Annotated in this window: 15 protein-coding genes; all 15 read left to right on the forward strand. The window is 35.6% G+C overall.

Annotated features, from left to right (window positions below; translation table 11 throughout):
- The first annotated feature begins 17 nt into the window (after positions 1-17).
- The 15 genes from M0D58_RS15475 to rimO all read left to right on the forward strand — a co-directional run bounded on the left by M0D58_RS15475 (position 18) and on the right by rimO (position 15,239).
- Complete coding sequence (locus M0D58_RS15475; protein ID WP_248391337.1) at positions 18-929, forward strand: hypothetical protein; 912 nt, start codon at positions 18-20, stop codon at positions 927-929.
- On the forward strand, positions 929-2,071 hold the full coding sequence (locus M0D58_RS15480) for an N-acetyl sugar amidotransferase (protein ID WP_248391340.1): 1,143 nt from the start codon (positions 929-931) through the stop codon (positions 2,069-2,071). The genes M0D58_RS15475 and M0D58_RS15480 overlap by 1 nt, the downstream gene beginning before the upstream one ends.
- Positions 2,068-2,682, forward strand: coding sequence for an imidazole glycerol phosphate synthase subunit HisH (gene hisH, locus M0D58_RS15485; protein WP_248391341.1), 615 nt, complete (start codon positions 2,068-2,070; stop codon positions 2,680-2,682). Before M0D58_RS15480 ends, hisH begins: the two co-directional genes overlap by 4 nt.
- 15 nt (positions 2,683-2,697) lie before the next feature.
- Complete coding sequence (locus tag M0D58_RS15490; RefSeq protein ID WP_248391344.1) at positions 2,698-3,462, forward strand: AglZ/HisF2 family acetamidino modification protein; 765 nt, start codon at positions 2,698-2,700, stop codon at positions 3,460-3,462.
- A 3-nt stretch (positions 3,463-3,465) separates the two neighbouring features.
- Positions 3,466-5,271: an asparagine synthase (glutamine-hydrolyzing) gene (gene asnB, locus M0D58_RS15495; protein ID WP_248391346.1), complete on the forward strand. Its 1,806-nt coding sequence runs from the start codon at positions 3,466-3,468 to the stop codon at positions 5,269-5,271.
- Between the two features lie 14 nt (positions 5,272-5,285).
- A complete protein-coding gene (locus M0D58_RS15500) occupies positions 5,286-6,323 on the forward strand; it encodes a polysaccharide biosynthesis protein (RefSeq protein WP_248391348.1) in 1,038 nt (345 codons plus the stop codon).
- A gap of 11 nt (positions 6,324-6,334) precedes the next feature.
- Positions 6,335-6,760, forward strand: coding sequence for a WxcM-like domain-containing protein (locus tag M0D58_RS15505; protein WP_248391358.1), 426 nt, complete (start codon positions 6,335-6,337; stop codon positions 6,758-6,760).
- Positions 6,760-7,878 carry a polysaccharide biosynthesis C-terminal domain-containing protein gene (locus M0D58_RS15510; RefSeq protein ID WP_248391360.1) on the forward strand — a complete coding sequence of 373 codons (1,119 nt, stop codon included), beginning with the start codon at positions 6,760-6,762 and terminating at the stop codon, positions 7,876-7,878. Before M0D58_RS15505 ends, M0D58_RS15510 begins: the two co-directional genes overlap by 1 nt.
- Before the next feature lie 3 nt (positions 7,879-7,881).
- A complete protein-coding gene (locus M0D58_RS15515; protein ID WP_248391362.1) occupies positions 7,882-9,132 on the forward strand; it encodes an O-antigen ligase family protein in 1,251 nt (416 codons plus the stop codon).
- A complete protein-coding gene (wecB, locus tag M0D58_RS15520; RefSeq protein ID WP_248391364.1) occupies positions 9,089-10,225 on the forward strand; it encodes a non-hydrolyzing UDP-N-acetylglucosamine 2-epimerase in 1,137 nt (378 codons plus the stop codon). Before M0D58_RS15515 ends, wecB begins: the two co-directional genes overlap by 44 nt.
- Positions 10,225-11,430 carry a glycosyltransferase family 4 protein gene (locus tag M0D58_RS15525; protein WP_248391366.1) on the forward strand — a complete coding sequence of 402 codons (1,206 nt, stop codon included), beginning with the start codon at positions 10,225-10,227 and terminating at the stop codon, positions 11,428-11,430. Before wecB ends, M0D58_RS15525 begins: the two co-directional genes overlap by 1 nt.
- A complete protein-coding gene (locus M0D58_RS15530) occupies positions 11,427-12,323 on the forward strand; it encodes an NAD-dependent epimerase/dehydratase family protein (protein ID WP_248391368.1) in 897 nt (298 codons plus the stop codon). The genes M0D58_RS15525 and M0D58_RS15530 overlap by 4 nt, the downstream gene beginning before the upstream one ends.
- Entirely contained in the window at positions 12,320-13,297 is a 978-nt protein-coding gene (locus M0D58_RS15535) for an MraY family glycosyltransferase (protein ID WP_248391370.1), read from the forward strand. The genes M0D58_RS15530 and M0D58_RS15535 overlap by 4 nt, the downstream gene beginning before the upstream one ends.
- Before the next feature lies 1 nt (position 13,298).
- Complete coding sequence (gene rfbC, locus M0D58_RS15540) at positions 13,299-13,838, forward strand: dTDP-4-dehydrorhamnose 3,5-epimerase (RefSeq protein WP_248391372.1); 540 nt, start codon at positions 13,299-13,301, stop codon at positions 13,836-13,838.
- Between the two features lie 99 nt (positions 13,839-13,937).
- Positions 13,938-15,239 (forward strand): 30S ribosomal protein S12 methylthiotransferase RimO, encoded by a 1,302-nt coding sequence (gene rimO, locus M0D58_RS15545; protein WP_248391374.1) that lies wholly within the window; start codon positions 13,938-13,940, stop codon positions 15,237-15,239.
- Positions 15,240-15,377 lie beyond the last annotated feature (138 nt).

Raw genomic sequence — 15,377 nt, forward strand, 5'->3', positions numbered from 1 at the left:
GATTTAAAGTTTATAACATGAAAAAAAGACTCTTTCTATTATCATTTTTATTATTCTTATCCTGCATTTCATCACAAACTAAGAACAGACAGACAAAGTTTTTTTATGCTCTTGGTGCGATAGGAAGCAATGCTAAAAGTTATTTAAAACAAATTGGTGCTGAAGAAGTTGGTTTTTTAGACGAGGGTCAGTTTATAGCTAAAACAGGAGATAAATATTTTTTGAATTTAGCATTATTACAACAGGAAATTAACAGAGCAGTACCGGATAAGAACCGGAAAGGAATTGTTTATATAAACTTGGAGATGCCTTTCCCTGATATGCAAGGGAAAGATAATCGGCTTGCTATGAAGGCAATGGACTACTGTCTTGCCGTTTTAAAATACGCTAAAAAAGCAAGACCCAATATAAAATGGGGATTTTATGCAATTCCCTTTACAAGTGTTTGGGATGCCAACCAGGAGTTTTTTAACGCACAGAATAAATTTGCACCTTTACTGAAAGAATGCGACATTTTCCTCCCTTCGCTATATACTTTTTATAGCGACCCTGCAGTGCTTTTAGTTAATGGGAACTACTTAAACTATAATCTGGACGGTGTTATCAGATTAGGAATGAAATACAAAAAACCGGTTTATATATTTATGTGGCATAGATACCACAACAGCAATCAAAAAGAAAGTATGAAAGAGATTCCGGATAATATATGGAAGGATCAAATAGAAACCGTTGCAAGTCAAAATGTAAATGGTAAATTTGTAGACGGAATTTTATGGTGGGGAGCAGATACTTATTTTTATGGAAGACCGGAAGCTGCAAATATGAAAAAAGAATATAACGGATCTTTGGATAATTTCATTAAATACAATGATGAAAAATTAATAAAAAAAGCTAAAATTATAAACCAGGTTTTACAAAGTAAGAGATAATGAAAAACAGGCCCTATCAGATCTGTACGAAAACAATTATGGATACTACAGATCCTCATATAATATTCAATGAAAAGGGAGAAAGTGATTACTATACCAATTTCAAAGAAAACATAGAACCCAACTGGCATACAGATGAAAGAGGGTATAACGAACTAATGAAAATTGCCGATAAAATCAAAAAAACATCAAAAAATAAAGATTTTGATTGTATTATCGGATTGAGCGGTGGATTAGACAGTTCATATGCTGCCTACGTCGCAAAAGAAATCATGGGAATAAGACCTCTTATTTTCCATGTTGATGCAGGATGGAATACCGACAAAGCGGTGGGGAATATAGAAAAGCTAATCAATGGATTGGGGCTGGACTTATTTACAGAAGTAATCAACTGGGAAGAAATGAAAGATCTTCAGCTTGCATTTTTGAAATCACAGATTTCGGATCAGGATTTACCCCAGGATTATGCTTTTTTCTCTGCACTTTACAAATTCGCAAAAAAACATAAGATAAACTATGTTCTTACGGGAGGAAATTTTTCAACGGAATGTTGCAGAGAACCCGAAGAATGGGGAGGATTTCCAGGCATTGATACTACATTGGTAAAAGATATTCATTCCAAATTCGGCAAAAGGCCGCTGAAAACTTTTCCTCTGGTTGATATTCTTTCCTATAAGATATACTACAAATATGTATACGGAATGGAAGTTTTTAAACCATTGAACCTGGTTCCGTATATTAAAAAAGATGCTGAAAATCTTTTAACAGAAAAATTCGGTTGGGAGCCTTTTCAGCACAAACACCACGAATCCAGATTTACCCGTTTTTACGAAGATTACTGGCTGCCGAGAAAATTTGGCTACCAAAAAAGAAAAGCACACTTTTCTTCATTGATCCTCACCGGGCAAATGACACGGGAAGAAGCTTTAGACAGAGTTTCCAGACCGGAATTGCCGGAAGAATTCCTGCAAAGAGAATTCGAGTATGTTGCCAATAAACTGGATCTCACGAAAGAAGAACTTCAGCAGATTTTTGAAGGGGAAAACAAAACGTACAAAGATTATAAAAACAAAATGGGAATCATAAAACTCGGTGCCCAGGCAATGCAAAAACTGGGATTAGAAAAAAGATTATTCAGATGATAACAATTATTGATTACGGGGTGGGAAATATCAATGCATTCGTAAACGTCTACAAAAGAGTAGATGTTCCCGTAAAAGTTGCAAAGTCTAAAGACGATCTGCAGGATGCTCAGAAGCTTATTCTTCCGGGAGTAGGACATTTTGACCATGCGATGACCCAACTTAATAATTCCGGTATGCGGGATACACTCGATGAGCTTGTACTTGGTAAAAAAATACCGGTGATCGGAATATGTGTAGGTATGCAGATGATGGCAAACAGCAGTGATGAAGGAAAATTAGAAGGACTGAAATGGATTGATGCCACTGTTAAAAAATTTGATGAAACAAAAATTAATCAGGTAACGCGGCTGCCCCATATGGGATGGAATGATGTAAAACCCGTGAAAGATATGGAATTGTTTAAAGGATTGGAAAAAGATTCCATTTTTTATTTTCTTCATACTTATTATTTTCATTGCCATAATAATGAAGATATCATGGCTGTTACACAGTACGGTGATGAATTTGCTTCAGCGGCACATCACGGAAATAAGTACGGAATACAGTTTCATCCTGAAAAAAGTCACCACTATGGCGAAATTTTATTACATAATTTTGCAAAACTTTAACCATTATCAGCCCGAATGTTAAGACCCAGAATTATACCCAGTCTTCTGATACAGGATAACGGACTTGTAAAGACCGTAAACTTCAAAAATCCGAAATATGTGGGTGATCCTATCAATGCGGTAAGAATATTTAATGAAAAAGAAGTAGACGAACTCGCTATTTTCGATATAGATGCTACCGTTAAAGGATTAGAGCCTAATTATAGCCTTATTGAAAGAATTGCCAATCAGTCCAGAATGCCACTCTGCTACGGAGGAGGCGTGAAAACTGTTGAACAGGCTCAAAGAATCTTTGGTCTTGGAATTGAAAAAATAGCACTTTCATCAGCGGTTCTTCAAAATCCCCGTCTCATTACTGAAATTGCAGAGAGAGTAGGTTCTCAAAGTGTAATTGTAGTACTTGATGTTAAGAAAAAGCTCTTTGGAGGATATGAGGTTTATACTCACAACGGAAAAAAATCCACGGGAATCAATCCGTTTAAATTTGTGGAAGAAGCCCAGAAACTGGGTGCCGGCGAAATAATCATCAATTCCATAGATCAGGATGGTGTGATGAAAGGCTTCGATATTTCATTAATCGATAAAATAAGAGAAAAAATATCACTTCCCCTTACCGTTTTAGGAGGGGCAGGTTCTTTAAATGATATTAAACAGGTAATAGACAAGCACGGAATTATTGGAGTTGCAGCAGGTAGTTTGTTTGTATTTAAAGGTGTTTACAAAGCCGTTTTGATAAACTACCCTTCTTTCGAGGAAAAAGAAGGTCTAAGACAAAAGTAAAATATGTGTGGAATAGCCGGAATAATATATAAAGATCAGACACAGGTAAAAGAGGAAGCTCTCAAAAAGATGACCGACAGAATGTCGCACAGAGGCCCGGATGCAGAAGGTTTTTTTATTAAAGATAATGTGGGATTCGGACACCGCAGATTGTCGATTATTGATACAAGTGAATCTGCAAACCAGCCTTTTTATTTCGGTGATCAATATGTTTTGATCTTCAACGGGGCTATTTATAATTATATAGAACTCAGAGAAGAGCTTGAAAAAAAAGGGTATCAGTTTAAAACAGATTCAGATACAGAGGTCCTGATTGCATCCTATGATTGCTGGAAAGAAGATTGCGTGAAAAAATTCAATGGCATGTGGGCTTTTGCCATATTTGATGTAAAAAACAATAAAATCTTCTGTTCACGTGATCGTTTTGGAATTAAGCCGTTTTACTATTTTACAGATAATAACAAATTTATTTTTGCTTCAGAAATAAAACCGATACTTGAGATTGAGAAAATCACTCAGGTAAATGTGCAGGTGCTTGTTCAGTTTATTGCCGTTAATCTCACAGAACAGACCAGCGAAACTTTTTTTCAGGGCATCAGCAAACTACCCGGGTCACATAATTTAGTGTATGATCTTGTAAATCATACCTATAAAATCTACAGATATTACGACATTCATTTTAATGAAGAAATTTCAAAGCTTTCTTTAGAAGATGCAGCCCGTCTTTTTGATAAAGAGCTTGAACGTTCCATAAAAATGAGACTAAGATGTGACGTAAAAATAGGATCTGCTTTAAGTGGTGGCTTGGACAGTTCATATATGGCATCCAAAGCATCCAAAATATATAAAGAACAGAAAAAAGAGAAATTTAATGTGATTTCGGTAGGATCAAGAGATCCCAAAAATGATGAAAGCTATTATTCGAAATTGGTTTCGGAACATCTTGACCTAAACCAGGACCTCATATATCCCAGCCAGAAAGAATTTAGGAGAAAAATTAACGATGTCATTATTTCTCAGGAAGAGCCATTTCCCGGATTGTCCATTTATATGCAGAACTTCCTTATGGAAGAAACCAACAAATTAAATATCAAGGTCTTGCTTGACGGACAGGGCGCAGATGAAATTTTGCTCGGTTACAGCAGATATACTGCGGCATATCTCAGGAACCATTCTTTCATAAAAAACCTAAAGTTCCTGCTCAGTGTACCCGGACATTATGATATTTCAATATACAAAGGGATCCTATACTATTTATATTTTAGCGTCTTCTTTGTCAGAAAACTGAGAATATTATTCCGGGCAAAAAATATAAAATCAAGATATAGAAAGAAAATTGATTTTACACTGATGAAAAACCTTACCAATTCATATGCTGATATTTTTAAAATGCAGAGAATTGAGATCTTTTGGGCGCAGATTCCGGAGCTCCTGAAATTTGAAGAGAAAAATTCTATGGCCTTTGGAGTGGAAACAAGACTTCCATTCTTAGATTACAAATTTGTAGAAACATGCCTGTCAATTAATAACAACTTTAAAATATTTGACGGCTGGTCTAAATATATTTTAAGAAAAAATATGGCAGGTAACTTACCGGATGAAGTAACGTGGCGAAAAAGAAAAATAGGATTTGATGCTCCTGCAGACAAGTGGTGGCCCTATTCCGAAGAAATTCTGGATAAAATTAACCAGTCCGAAATATTGCAGAAACTGTATTCAAAGAAAATTAAGAAAATTAAAAACAGGGAAATGCAGTGGAAATTATATAATATTGCAGTCTGGGAAGAAATATTTGGTATGAAACTATAAAACCGGAAAAACGAATGCAGATTAAAGATAAAACACTTCTTATTACAGGAGGAACAGGCTCTTTCGGTACAGCTGTCCTCAGAAAATTTATTGATACGGATCACTTTAAAGAAATCCGTATTTTTTCCCGTGATGAGAAAAAACAGGATGATATGAGAAATCAGTTTAAAAATGATAAGCTGAAATTTTATATCGGTGATGTAAGAGACTATAAAAGTGTTGAGCCTGCAACAAGAGGAGTGGATTATATTTTTCATGCTGCCGCCCTTAAGCAGGTACCATCATGCGAATTTTTCCCTATGCAGGCCGTTAAAACTAATGTTGAAGGGACGCAAAATGTAATTGATGCTGCCGTTCAGAATCATGTAAAAAAAGTGATTTGTCTAAGCACGGATAAAGCAGCATACCCTATTAATGCAATGGGTATTTCAAAGGCTATGATGGAAAAAGTAGCCATTGCTGCATCCAGAAATGTTAATGATACAGTGGTTTGTCTTACAAGATACGGTAACGTAATGGCTTCCAGAGGATCCGTAATCCCTTTGTTTGTAAAGCAGATTAAAAACGGAGATTCTATTACTATTACAGACCCCAACATGACCAGGTTTCTGATGTCGCTTGAAGAAGCTGTAGACTTGGTATTATTCGCTTTTGAACATGGAAATCCCGGAGATTTATTCGTTAATAAAGCACCCGCCGGAACAATCGGTGATTTGGCACAGGCTTTAAAAGAAATGTTCAAAGCCGATAATCCCGTAAAAATTATCGGAACCAGACACGGCGAAAAATTGTATGAAACACTTTGTACCCGTGAAGAAATGATTAAGGCTGAAGATATGGGGGATTTTTACAGAATTCCGGCCGATAACAGGGATCTAAACTATGCCCAGTATTTTTCAGAGGGAACAGAGGATATCTCCAAAATTGAAGATTACCATTCTCATAACACACAGCAGCAGGATGTAGAAGGAATGAAAAAGCTTTTAATGAAACTGCCGCTCATAAGAAAAGAGGTCTTAGGAGAAGACAATATAATGCAATATCCCGATTAAACTATTGAGTTATGGAAAAACCAATGCTTATTCAGGGGAAAAGCTTTGCAGATGACAGAGGAAGTCTTTTTTTTAATAATGATTTCAATGCCTCTCAGATCAAAAGAATCTACTTTATAGAAAACAGAGACACTCAGTTCATCAGAGGGTGGACCGGCCATAAAACGGAACAAAGATGGTTTTCTGCCACGCAGGGGAGTTTTACCATAAACCTGATTAAAATTGACAATTGGGAAAAACCGTCTGAAAATCTGCCGGTTTTAAAGTTTGAATTGAATTCAGAAAATTTAGACATTCTGCATGTTCCTCCGGGATATGCAAGTGCAATTCAGTCTCATCATGAAAATTCAAGATTGCTGGTAATGGCAGATTATGCCCTCGGCGAAATTACTGATGATTATCGTTTTACTATAAACTACTTCGAAAATTTGAAATAATGAAGAAAATCGGAATTACCGGCCAGAATGGTTTTGTCGGTTCGCATCTCTACAATACGCTTGGTTTATCACCGGATAAATTTGAAAGAATTCATTTCGAAAGGGATTTCTTCGAAAATGAAGAAAAACTGGATGAGTTTGTCGCGCAGTGTGATGTGATCGTACATCTTGCGGCAATGAACAGGCATTCTGATCCGGAAGTTATTTACAGGAATAATATTGAGCTTGTAAAAAAATTGATAACCTCTTTAGAAAAAACAAAATCTAAGGCGCATGTTCTCTTCTCATCATCATCTCAGGAAGAAAAAGATAATCTTTACGGCAAATCTAAAAAAGAAGGCCGTCAATTTCTGGCAGAATGGGCAGAAAGATCAGGAGGGAAATTTACGGGGATGGTTATTCCTAATGTTTTCGGCCCTTTTGGAAAGCCCAACTACAATTCCTTTATTGCAACCTTTTGTCATAAACTTACCCATGGGGAAACGCCGTTTATTGATCAGGACGGAGAGGTAAAATTAATCTATGTAGCAGAACTTGTAAAGGAAATCATCAATCAGATTGAAGACGAAAAAGATATAAATTTCTACGAAGTTCCGCATACCTCTGTAAATAAGGTTTCGGAGGTGCTCGGAAAATTACAAAATTATAAAAAATTATATTTTGAAAACGGGGAAATCCCTGCTTTGGAAACTGCTTTTGATTTAAATCTTTTCAATACTTTCCGATGCTATTTTGATATAGAAAATCATTATCCTGTAAAATTTACACAGCATACGGATCCGAGAGGAGCGTTTGTGGAGGTCATAAGACTTGGAATAGGCGGGCAATGCTCATTTTCAACTACAGTTCCTGGAATTACGAGAGGAAACCATTTTCATACACGGAAAATAGAGCGATTTGCTGTTATCAAAGGAAAAGCATTGATACAGCTGAGAAAAATAGATACGGATGAAGTACTGGATTTTTTTCTGGATGGAGCCGAGCCGGCTTATGTAGACATGCCGATCTGGTACACGCACAATATTAAAAATATAGGGGAAGAAGAGCTTTATACTATTTTCTGGATTAATGAGCCTTTTAATCCCGAGGATGCCGATACTTATTTTGTGGAAGTGTAGCCAATGGAAAAAATAGAAAGTCTAAAATATTCGCTCATCAGAAATCAGGAAATGTATTTCCTGATATTTGCCTTATTCGGCTATATTTTTGGCTACATAGATCCTTACAATTCCAGTGGATATCCTCATTATATCAATGCATTCATAAGAGCGGCTTTATTTGTGATATCTGTATATTTCATAGGTAAAAATATCTCAATGATTAAAGAAAGAAAAGTATTGGTAGCAGCATTTGTTACTTTTTTCTCTTTTTACCTGTTCAAACTTTATCACACGATTCCGGATCTCAATTTACCGGCAGATGCATTGCAAAAACTGAAATATTCTATTTATTATTTTGGTTTTGTCGTCATACCGGTACCTGTTGTTGCTCTGTTAAGCCTGAATTATGAAAAAATTGATTTTAAAAAATTTTTCCGGATCGTATTCTGGCTTTATTTTATTCTTTTGGTTATCAATTTTATTCATACTCACTTTATTTTTGGTAATTATTCAAGTAATGGAAGAAGCGGTATATTCAGATTGTATTACATCACAGTCGGACATTACGGGTTAAGTCTGATTATCATGGCGCTGTATAGTTTTTTAATTTTAAAAATTAAAGGATTTCAATATATCATTGCAGTTTTTCTCGGGCTTTTTCCCATGTATGTTGCCGCAGCAAGAAGTCCGGTTCTGGCACTGGTAATTATTCTTTTTGTGTTTTTAATGTTATTGAATAAAAGAAAATACTGGATATCTTTCTTTAGTCTTATATTATTATCTTTTCTTGCTTTATATTTTATATATCAAAGTAAAATAGCTGAAGATTTTATTTTTTTTAAAAGATTAAATGCTGCAATTTTTGAAAATAATGCTTCAGGAAGGGCTTTTTACTTAAATAGCGGGATAGAGATATTCAGGGAACATCCTTTAATTGGAGGAAATGCTTTATTAAGCGATGGAGCCTATTCACACAATATTTTTATAGATATATTAATGTCAACAGGATTATTGGGTATGGTGCTCTTTATAATTTATTTTAAATTTGTAATCAGAAGCTTTTTTAAAGTTCTGAAGAATATTTATCAATATAAAGAAAGCGGAATCTTAATTTTCTTTTTCCTGCAGTATTTAATTTTGGCTCAGACCTCGGGAAGCCTTTATTTATCATTTGAGTTGTGGTATTTTGGAGCAGCCGTTATCGGCTTAGGATATATAAATTTTACAAATGAAGAAATTAAAAGTAATAACCGTCGTGGGAACACGGCCTGAAATCATCAGATTATCAAGAGTATTATCTGCTTTAGACGCTTCTGAAGCGATTGAACATATCATCGTCCATACGGGACAAAACTATGATTACGAACTAAACCAGATTTTCTTTGAAGATCTGGGACTTCGCAAGCCGGATTATTTCCTTGAAGCAGCCGGTAAAACGGCAACAGAAACCGTTGGAAATATTCTGATTAAAATAGATCCTCTTCTGGAAGAACTAAAACCGGAAGCTTTTCTGGTTTTGGGAGATACCAACTCATGTCTTTGTGCGATTCCCGCAAAAAAAAGACAGATACCTATTTTCCATATGGAAGCCGGAAACAGATGTTTCGACCAGAGAGTTCCTGAGGAGACCAACAGAAAAATTGTAGACCATACAGCAGATATTAATTTAACCTATTCAGACATTGCCAGAGAATATCTCTTGCGTGAAGGACTTTCTGCCGACAGGATTATTAAAACAGGATCTCCGATGTTCGAAGTCCTGCATCATTATCTTCCACAGATTGAAAGATCCGATGTGCTCACTCGTCTGAACATTGAAGAAGGAAAATATTTTGTAGTATCTTCTCACCGGGAAGAAAATATTAATTCAGAGAAAAATTTTAAAGGATTAATACAAAGCCTGAATGCAATTGCCGAAAAGTTTGAATTGCCGATCATTGTTTCCACTCATCCCAGAACCAGAAACATGATTGATAAAATGAACGTTGAGGTAAGACCGGAAATTCAGTTCTTAAAACCTTTGGGATTTCACGATTATAATGCATTGCAGATGAGAAGCTATGCAGTTTTATCAGATTCAGGAACAATTTCTGAAGAATCTTCAATTCTTAATTTCAGGGCATTAAACATTCGTGAGGCTCATGAACGGCCGGAAGCTATGGAAGAAGCATCCGTCATGATGGTAGGGCTTTCTCCTGAAAGAATCATGCAGGGACTTGCCCAGCTTCAGCAGCAGAAAATAGGAAATGAAAGGAATTACAGGCCGGTTGCAGATTATTCTATGCCCAATGTTTCCGAAAAGATGGTAAGAATTATTCTGAGCTATACCGATTATATTAACAGGGTTGTCTGGAGTAAAAGCTAATGAAAATTCTTATTGTAACGCAGTATTTTTACCCGGAAAACTTTAAAAGCAATGACCTCGCTTTCGAATTAAAGAAGCGAGGACATGATGTTACCGTACTCACCGGAATTCCAAATTACCCTGAAGGTAAAATATATGAGGGATATGGATATTTTAAAAAAAGAACGCAATATATCAACAATGTCAAGATTATAAGAACATTATTGGTGCCGAGAGGTAGTGGTGGCGGTCTGAGATTATTTCTCAATTATTTTAGCTGGGCATTTTTTGCCTCATTAAAAGCATTGCAGCTATCTTCAAAAAAATATGATGCAATTATAGTGCATGAACCTTCACCCATTACTCAGTTTTATCCTGCGCTGGTTTTAAAAAAACTGCAAAAGACGCCTGTCTATTTTTGGGTAATGGATTTATGGCCCGAAAGCCTTGAAATTGCCGGAGGTATCAAAAATAAATTCATACTCAACTTTTTCACCGGGATGGTGCGGAACTTTTACAAAGAATCAGAAAAAATACTGATCACCTCTAAAGGTTTTGAAAAATCTATTCTGGAAAAAGGCGATTTTAAAAATAAAATTCACTATTTTCCCAACTGGGCAGAAGACACTATATCCTCTGGCAATACAGCATTCCCTATTCCCGAACTTCCGGATGGATTCAGGATTATGTTTGCCGGAAATATAGGGGAAGCTCAGGATATGGACAATATTATGAAGGCAGCTTTATTACTTAAAGAAAATAAAGAAATTAAATTTATTTTACTGGGAGATGGCAGAAAAATGCCTTTTGTACAGGAGTTTATCTCAGAAAATCATCTTGAGAATACTGTTTATACCTTAGGACGTTTTCCTGTTGATGCAATGGCTACCTTTTTTAATGCTGCAGATATATTATTGGTAAGTCTTAAAGATGATCCGATATTCAACCTTACTGTTCCTGCAAAGGTTCAGGCTTATATGAGTTCCGGGAAGCCCATTCTTGCTATGCTGAATGGTGAAGGAGCAGAAAATATCGCTGAAGCACAATGCGGATTTTCCGTTCCAGCGGGTAATAGTGAAGAATTAGCCGCGACAATTGAAAAAATATCACAAATGAAAAAAGAAGATTTGATAATTTTAGGAAGAAATGGAAAACAATTTTATGAGTTAAATTATAAAATGGAACAGTGTATTTCAAATCTTGAAAAACTAATTTCCCAAAAATGAAAACAATTATTACAGGAGCTTCAGGGTTTGTAGGACAAAATCTCTCACAATTCCTAAAGAATGAAAATCATAATGTAGAGACTTTGTCATTGCGGTCCGAATGGACTCTTGACATCAATGCCGATGCCCTGATCCACCTGGCCGGGAAAGCACACGATATTGAAAACAGTTCGGATGCAGAAGATTATTTCAAAATTAATACAGATCTTACAAAAAAAATTTTTGATGAGTTTTTGAATTCAAATATCAGAGATTTTATTTATTTTAGCAGCGTAAAGGCTGTCGCAGACTGTGTTGTGGATATTTTACATGAAGACCACATGGCAGAACCTAAAACTCCTTATGGGAAATCTAAATTGCTGGCGGAAGAATATTTACTTTCCAAAGCACTTCCCAGCACAAAAAGACTTTTTATTATTCGCCCTTGTATGATTCATGGCCCCGGAAATAAAGGCAATCTTAATCTTTTGTATAAAATGGTCAAAATGGGCATGCCATGGCCATTAGGAGCATTTGATAATAAAAGATCATTTTTAAGTATTGATAATGTTAATTTTTTGGTATTACAATTACTTCAAAATAAAGAAATTACATCTGGAATATATAATTTTGCGGATGACGAATTTTTATCAACTAATGAATTGATAAAGATTATTGATGAAGCACTTGGTAAAAGAACAAAGCAATTGAATGTGTATCCGGATATTATAAATATTTTTTCAAAAGTAGGTGATAAAATAAAACTTCCTTTAAACTCAGAAAGATTAAAAAAGCTGACCGAAAATTATAAAGTTTCCAATCATAAAATAAAATCAGCTTTAGATATCAGGCAACTTCCTGTTTCCACAAGAGAAGGATTAATAAAAACTATAAAAAGCTTTCAACACAAATGATAGAATATCTACTGGTTTTCATAACCTTATTCATTTTAATTCAGGCATATTTCGCAATAGCGGATAAGTATAATATTATCGATAAGCCTAACCATCGCAGTGCCCACTCGCAAATTACCCTCAGAGGAGGCGGAATCATTTTTCCGATTGCCTTTGTTATTTTCTCTATAATCAATTATAAAGAAGCAATGAGCATGTATTGGTCTTTCGGGCTCGGATTATTGTCAATTTGCCTGGTCAGTTTCATTGATGATGTCAAAACTTTATCAGGAAAAATAAGAATTACGGTGCATTTTTTATCGGTAGCACTTTTGCTGAATTTTGCAGAGATGTTCAGTATGATGCCGGTCTGGGTTTGGCCGATTTTCTTCATTATAGTGATAGGAACTCTCAATGCCTATAATTTTATGGATGGAATTAATGGCATGACTGGAGCTTACACATTGGTCACATTGTTAACCCTTTTTTATATCAATCGTGATATTATTGCATTTACACAGGAAAATTTTATAATCTATGCCATATTAGCATCCCTGGTTTTCCTGTTTTTTAATTTCAGAAAAAAGGCCAAATGCTTCGCCGGAGATGTGGGAAGTATGGGAATTGGTTTCTGGCTCATTGCACTTATTACTTTATTGATTATGAAGACACAGGATTACAGATATATACTCCTGTTTTCAATATATGGAATAGAGGTTGTACTGACAATTATAGAAAGGCTGCTCCTGAAAGAAAATATATTTGAAGCTCACAGGAGACATCTGTATCAGCTGCTGGCCAATGAGAAGAAAATGTCTCATCTCGTGATAAGTATACTCTATGCACTTGCACAATTGGCAGTAAATGTATTTTTAATACACTCGAAGCTTCCGGTTTATGCTGTTATTTTAATTATATTTGTTCCGTTTGGCAGCATTTATCTGTTCCTTAAATTAAAGCTGAAAAAGAAAGTACAATCAACCGTAATTAAATAATATGAAAATAAAAGAAACTCCTCTGAAAGACTGTTATATAATTGAACCTACAATTTTTGAAGATGAAAGAGGATATTTTTTTGAAAAGTATAATGAAAAAAGATTTGAGGAACTTACCGGAATGAATGGTCATTTTGTTCAGGACAATATATCCAAATCTTCATATGGAGTAATCCGCGGAATTCATTTGCAGAAAGGAGAACATGCGCAGGCGAAATTGGTTTCCTGTCTTGAAGGCCGGGTATGGGATGTTGCGGTAGATCTGAGGAAAGATTCTCCTACATTCGGGAAATGGTTCGGAATTGAACTTACGGCAGAAAATAAGACACAACTGTATGTGCCTAGAGGTTTCGGACATGGTTTTTCTGTGTTAAGTGAAACAGCCGTTTTCGCATATAAATGTGATAATTTTTACAATAAAGAATCAGAAGCAGGTGTTGTTTACAATGATTCCAATTTAAACATAGACTGGATCGTTCCAGCGGAAGATGCTGTCTTATCCGAAAAAGACCAAATTTTACCCGCTTTTAATCACGAATAGAATTTTAAAATGATATTACAACCACTCTTTAGGGTGGTTTTTATTTTTTATCCAGGACTCTTCAATATTTTGTATCTTTGCCAACTCAAAATCAAAAAGATGCGTACAAAATCTGTAGGGAAGAAGAAAATCAATGTGGTAACGCTTGGATGTTCCAAGAATGTTTATGACTCTGAAGTTTTGATGAGCCAGCTGAAAGCCAATGGAAAAGAAGTAGTTCATGAAGACAAAGGAGATATTGTGGTCATCAATACCTGCGGATTTATAGATAATGCCAAAGAGGAATCCATCAATACAATTCTTGATTATGTTGAAGCTAAAAACAGGGGCGAAGTAGAAAAAGTATTTGTTACAGGATGTCTTTCGGAACGATACAAACCGGATCTTATAAGAGAAATTCCTGATGTAGACCAGTATTTCGGAACTAGAGATCTTCCGATTTTGCTTAAACATCTTGGCGCAGATTACAAACATGAGCTTGTAGGAGAGCGTTTAACAACTACTCCAAAACATTATGCCTATCTTAAAATTTCCGAAGGCTGCGACAGACCATGTTCCTTCTGTGCGATTCCTCTGATGAGAGGAGGCCACATTTCCACGCCAATCGAAAAGTTGGTTTCAGAAGCTCAAAAACTTGCTAAAAAAGGAACAAAAGAATTGATTCTTATTGCCCAGGATCTTACTTATTATGGATTGGACATCTATAAAAAAAGGGCGCTTGGCGATTTATTAAAAGAATTGGTAAAGGTAGATGGGATTGATTGGATCCGACTTCACTATGCTTTTCCAAGCGGTTTCCCGGAAGATGTTCTTGATATTATAAGAGAAGAACCGAAGGTCTGCAACTATATTGATATTCCGCTCCAGCATATCAACTCGGAGCTGCTGAAATCCATGAAAAGAGGAACTACCCACGAAAAGACAGATGCACTTTTAGCAAAATTCAGAGAGAAGGTTCCGGATATGGCCATCCGTACAACCCTTATCGTAGGATATCCGGGAGAAACTGAAGAGATTTTCCAGGAATTAAAAGATTGGGTGAAGGAGCAGAAATTTGACAGGTTAGGATGCTTCACATATTCTCACGAAGAAAATACCGGTGCTTATGTACTGGAAGATAATATTCCGCAGGAAGTTAAAGAAGCCAGAGTGGAAGAGATCATGGAAATCCAGTCTCAGATTTCCTGGGAAAAGAATCAGGAAAAAATAGGGCAGGTATATCGCTGTATTTTTGACCGTAAAGAAGGAAATTATTTCATAGGAAGAACGGAATACGATTCTCCCGATGTAGACAATACCGTTCTGGTATCTGCAGAAGAAACCTATATTTCCATTGGCGAATTTGCAAACGTAAAAATTACTTCTGCTGAAGAATTTGATCTTTACGGAGTGTTGGTATAATAATAAACATATAATCTAAAATAATAAAACAACCTGTGTAAGGTTGTTTTTATTTTTTAAATAAAAATGTAAAGAAATTTACATGAAATACAAATGTTTAATATGCTGATAATTAGTGTTTTGTGTTTTTAAATTTTA

It is taken from the genome of Chryseobacterium nepalense, assembly GCF_023195755.1.
In the GTDB taxonomy this organism is placed as follows: Bacteria; Bacteroidota; Bacteroidia; order Flavobacteriales; family Weeksellaceae; genus Chryseobacterium; species Chryseobacterium nepalense.

Coding starts and splice junctions, on each gene's coding strand:
- M0D58_RS15475 (WP_248391337.1), top strand. CDS start 18: ATGAAAAAAAGACTCTTTCTATTATCATTTTTATTATTCTTATCCTGC.
- M0D58_RS15480 (WP_248391340.1), top strand. CDS start 929: ATGAAAAACAGGCCCTATCAGATCTGTACGAAAACAATTATGGATACT.
- hisH (WP_248391341.1), top strand. CDS start 2,068: ATGATAACAATTATTGATTACGGGGTGGGAAATATCAATGCATTCGTA.
- M0D58_RS15490 (WP_248391344.1), top strand. CDS start 2,698: ATGTTAAGACCCAGAATTATACCCAGTCTTCTGATACAGGATAACGGA.
- asnB (WP_248391346.1), top strand. CDS start 3,466: ATGTGTGGAATAGCCGGAATAATATATAAAGATCAGACACAGGTAAAA.
- M0D58_RS15500 (WP_248391348.1), top strand. CDS start 5,286: ATGCAGATTAAAGATAAAACACTTCTTATTACAGGAGGAACAGGCTCT.
- M0D58_RS15505 (WP_248391358.1), top strand. CDS start 6,335: ATGGAAAAACCAATGCTTATTCAGGGGAAAAGCTTTGCAGATGACAGA.
- M0D58_RS15510 (WP_248391360.1), top strand. CDS start 6,760: ATGAAGAAAATCGGAATTACCGGCCAGAATGGTTTTGTCGGTTCGCAT.
- M0D58_RS15515 (WP_248391362.1), top strand. CDS start 7,882: ATGGAAAAAATAGAAAGTCTAAAATATTCGCTCATCAGAAATCAGGAA.
- wecB (WP_248391364.1), top strand. CDS start 9,089: ATGAAGAAATTAAAAGTAATAACCGTCGTGGGAACACGGCCTGAAATC.
- M0D58_RS15525 (WP_248391366.1), top strand. CDS start 10,225: ATGAAAATTCTTATTGTAACGCAGTATTTTTACCCGGAAAACTTTAAA.
- M0D58_RS15530 (WP_248391368.1), top strand. CDS start 11,427: ATGAAAACAATTATTACAGGAGCTTCAGGGTTTGTAGGACAAAATCTC.
- M0D58_RS15535 (WP_248391370.1), top strand. CDS start 12,320: ATGATAGAATATCTACTGGTTTTCATAACCTTATTCATTTTAATTCAG.
- rfbC (WP_248391372.1), top strand. CDS start 13,299: ATGAAAATAAAAGAAACTCCTCTGAAAGACTGTTATATAATTGAACCT.
- rimO (WP_248391374.1), top strand. CDS start 13,938: ATGCGTACAAAATCTGTAGGGAAGAAGAAAATCAATGTGGTAACGCTT.